This window comes from Actinomadura sp. KC216 (genome assembly GCF_004348535.1).
Lineage (GTDB): Bacteria > Actinomycetota > Actinomycetes > Streptosporangiales > Streptosporangiaceae > Spirillospora.
Genome location: NZ_SMJX01000504.1, coordinates 1 through 3,985, shown reverse-complemented (window position 1 = coordinate 3,985; position 3,985 = coordinate 1). Strand labels below are relative to the sequence as shown.

Here is a 3,985-nt window from a genome sequence, read left to right as displayed (position 1 = left end):
GGTCGGTCGGCGTCGAGCCGCCGCCGAAGTCCACGTCCGAGCAGGTGTAGAAGGCCTCGTCACTCCAGGCCACCCGCTGCCAGATCGAGTACAGGATGTGCCTGCCGGTCCGCGGCGGGATGTTGATCGTCCACTTGGTGTACTGGGTGGGGTTGATGTTCCTGAACGCCTGGATGGGGACGAGATCGGCCCAGCGCAGCGGCTGCGTCGGGCTCCAGCCGTCGCGGGTGATGTAGAACTCGAAGTCGCTGCCCGCGTGCGGCGCGGTCGCGTGGTAGGTGATCGTCTGCGGGCCGGACGACATCCGCTTGGCGGGCCAGTCGGCGCGCGGCAGGTCCAGGCCGCGGTACTTCGCGCGTCCCGCGCTGCACAGCTGCCCGTCCGGGATGATCTGCCGGTGCCGGCCGCCGGCCTCCAGCAGCGACACCTCGTTCCAGTCGTAGAACGCCTGGGTGCCGCCGGCCGCGACGGCCGCCTTGCAGGCGTCCGACTTCGGCGCCTCCGGGCCCTCGTTCTTGCAGACGTAGACGCGGCTCGGCGGGTCCGACATGGTCCCGTGGGCGTTCGCGCCGGTGGAGCTGCTGAGCACCACCAGCGCGGACGCCGCCGGGACCGCGGCCGTGACGGCCGCGACCCTTCTCGCTCGGGTCGATCTCACTTCGTTTCCTTCCGGTGGGGGTGGTTGTTCCTCAGTAAGGCTTTGGGGCGCTACGGAAGGCCGTTGAGGAACGGTTCGTGGGCGTTCATGAACTCCCACTTGAAGTAGTGGTCCCAGTTGATCGACCAGGTCATCAGCCCGCGCAGCGCCGGGGACGTCCCGCCGCGCAGCTGGTAGGAGCCGCAGCCCGTCCCCTTGACCAGGCAGGTCACCGCCTGCTGCACCTGGGCCGGCGAGGTGTGGCCGTTGCCCGCGGGGACCGCGGCGGGCAGCCCGATGCCGATCTGGTCGGGCCGCAGCCCGGGGAACGTGTGACCGGTGTTCGCGACCGGGAACCCGGCCTTCACCATGTCGGTCATCGCGATGTGGAACTCGGCGCCGCCCATGTTCTTGTACTGGCCGTCGAGCGCCATCACGGGGCCGGAGTTGTAGTCCTGGACGTGCAGGACGGTCAGGTCGTCCCGCATCGCGTGGATCACCGGGAGGTAGGAGCCCGTCCGGTTGTCCCCGCCGCCGGCGCCGCCGTAGAACTGGTAGCCGACCTGCACGAAGAACGTCTCCGGCGCCATCGTCAGCACGAACTTCTCGCCGTACTTGGCCTTCAGCGTCTTCAGCGCGGAGATCAGGTTGACGATCACCGGGGTCTTCGGGTTGCGGAAGTCGGTGTCACCGCTGTTGAGGTAGAGCGAGTGGCCCTCGAAGTCGACGTCCAGGCCGTCCAGGCCGTACTTGTCGATGATCGCCGAGACGGACCGGACGAACGCGTCCCGCGCGCCCGTGGTCGTGAGCTGAACCTGGCCGTTCTGGCCGCCGATCGAGATCAGCACCTTCTTGCCCTGCGCCTGCTTCGCGCGGATCGCGGCGATGAACTCCTCGTCGCTCTCCACGTTCGGGCACTCGCTCACCGGGCAGCGGTTGAACCGGATGTCGCCGGAGGTGACCGACGTCGGCTCGCCGAACGCGAGGTCGATGATGTCCCACGCGTCCGGGATGTCCGCCATCCGCACGTAGCCGGAGCCGTTGGCGAAGCTCGCGTGCATGTAGCCGATGAGCGCGTGCTTCGGCAGCCCGGTGTTCGCGCAGCCGCCCGTCCGGCCGCTGACCGGGGCGGACTTGGCCGACTCGCCGACGTCGTTGTACGCGGCGACCGTGTAGCTGTGCGAGCTGCACTTGGCGAGGCCCGTGATGGTGGCGCTCGTCCCGGTCACGGTGGCCTTCAGCGCCGTGCCCTCGTAGACGCGGTAGCCGGTGACCGTCCCGGTGGCCGGTTCCCACGACAGCGTGATCGAGTCGTCGGTGACCGTGCCGAGCCTGGGGGCCGCGGGCGCGCCCGGCACCCCCGGCTGGGGTTCGCCGCCGGGGCCGTCCAGCTCCACGTCGTCGGCGTGGTAGGCGCCGGTGGCGTACCAGCCGTGGAGGAATATCTCCGCGGACTTCTGGTCGGCTCCGGTCGTGAACGACACCGTCAGCTTGGTGTAGTTCGACGCGGACGGGATCCACGTCTTGGCCCCGCCGGTCACGCCCATGTGCACGTAGCTGCCGCGCACCCAAGCCGACAGCGTGTAGGCCGTGTTCGGCTGGACGCCGACGGTCTGCGTGCACTGGCCCGTGCTGCCGGCGGTCACGCCGCCGGCGAGCGCGTACGAGCCCGTCCGCACGGGGCTGGTCACCACGGAACCGCCGCTCGCGCATGTCCAGCCGCTCAGCGATCCCGTCTCGAAACCGGCGTTGGCCAGTACGTTCTCGGCTTGCGCCGGGCTCGGGAGCCCGACGAGCAGCCCGGCGGTGAGCACCGCCGGGGCCCAGATCTTCTTCATGTCCGTCCCTCTGGCGAAACGTGTCCCGCTCCCGCAGCGTGTCCCGCCGCGGGAGCGGGATCGGTTACGGAAGCGTGTCCAGGTGCGGGCCGACGGTTCCGGCGAACCGGCCGCCGTTGGTGACGTCCCAGTTGATGGACCAGGTCATCGCGCCGCGGATGTCCGGATACGTCTTGGACGGCTTGAAGCTGCCGCAGCTCGTGCCCTTGGCGAGGCAGTCGAGCGCGTTGTTGACCAGACCCGGCGAGACGACACCGCCGCCCGCCGCGCCCGCGCCCGCCGGGAGACCCAGCGCCACCTGGTCGGGACGCAGCCCGTTCTCCAGCTGGATGCACGCCAGCGCGGTCATGAAATTGAGCGTTCCCTGCGCGTACACCTGCTGGTCGCAGCCGAGCATCGTGCCCGAGTTGTAATACTGCATGTGGACGACGGTCAGGATGTCCTTGATGTTCAGCGCGAGCTGGAAGTACGCCCCGCCGGTGGACTGCATGTCGACCGTCTGCGGCGCCATCGTGATGATCATGTCGTTGCCGACGTTGCCGCGGATCGCGCGCAGGGCCTGCCCCATGTACTGCGGGTTGAGGCCGTTCTCCAGGTCGATGTCGACGCCGTCGAAGCCCCAATCCTTGATGATGGTCGTCATGGACTGGGTGAACAGCGTCGCGGCGCTGCTGTTGCCGACCCAGATCGCGCCCTTCTCACCGCCGACCGACAGGATGACCTTCTTGCCCTTGGCCTGAAGCGCCTTCACGTCCGCCTTGAACTGCTCGTCGGTGTAGCCGCCGACCGCGCTGGCCAGGCCCGGGTCGACCCTGAAGCTGACCTCGCCGAAGCGGGTCGTCGCCTCGCCGAACGCGACCGCGATGACGTCGTACTCGTTGGGCACCTGGGAGAGCTTCAGCGGCCGGGCCTGGTTGACGAAGTTGTGCCAGTAGCCGGTGAGGAAGTGCTTGGGCAGCGCGCTGCTCACGCATCCGCTGGTCGTGCTGGTGACGGCGGTGCTGGCGGGCGACTCGCCGTTGTCGTCGTACGCCTTGACCGTGTAGCTGTGCGTCGAGCACTTGGCGAGGCCGGAGATCGTGGCGGTGGTGCCGCTGACGGTCGCGCGCAGGTCGGAGCCCTCGTAGACGCGGTAGCCGGTGGGCTCGCCGGAGGCGGGCTGCCAGCTGAGGGTCAGCGAGGTGTCGGTCCGCGCGGTGACGGTCGGGCTGCCGGGCGCGCCGAGGTCGCCGGGGTTGCCGGTGTCACCGCCGTCGCACGGGTTGCCGTTGAACGTGCAGTTCTCGGGGGCACCGGGACCGTTCCCGAGGAATCCGAACGTGACGGTTCCGCCGGCCGGTACCGCGCCGTTGTAGCTGCGGTTCTCGAATACCTGGTGCTGCCCGTTTTTGGTGAGCAGGGCGTCCCAGTACGAGCCGACGGTCGTCCCGGCGGGCAGGTCGAACTCGACCTTCCAGCCGCTGATCGCCTGGTCGGAGCCGTTGGTGAGGGTGAAGCGCCCCTCCCATCC

At 69.3% G+C, this 3,985-nt stretch carries 3 protein-coding genes; all 3 read right to left on the bottom strand.

Going from position 1 to position 3,985, the window contains the following annotated elements; genetic code table 11:
• Positions 1–658 (bottom strand): lytic polysaccharide monooxygenase auxiliary activity family 9 protein (locus tag E1264_RS41015; protein WP_243711483.1); only part of this gene is annotated, 658 nt, incomplete at its 3' end.
• A 50-nt stretch (positions 659–708) separates the two neighbouring features.
• A complete protein-coding gene (locus E1264_RS41010; RefSeq protein ID WP_132182721.1) occupies positions 709–2,475 on the bottom strand; it encodes a glycoside hydrolase family 18 protein in 1,767 nt (588 codons plus the stop codon).
• 64 nt (positions 2,476–2,539) lie between these two features.
• On the bottom strand, positions 2,540–3,985 hold a 1,446-nt coding region (locus tag E1264_RS41005; protein WP_207936914.1), incomplete at its 5' end, for a glycosyl hydrolase family 18 protein.

What these genes read in the sequence shown, in the direction of transcription:
- E1264_RS41010 (WP_132182721.1), bottom strand. Translation starts at nt 2,475, where the DNA reads ATGAAGAAGATCTGGGCCCCGGCGGTGCTCACCGCCGGGCTGCTCGTC.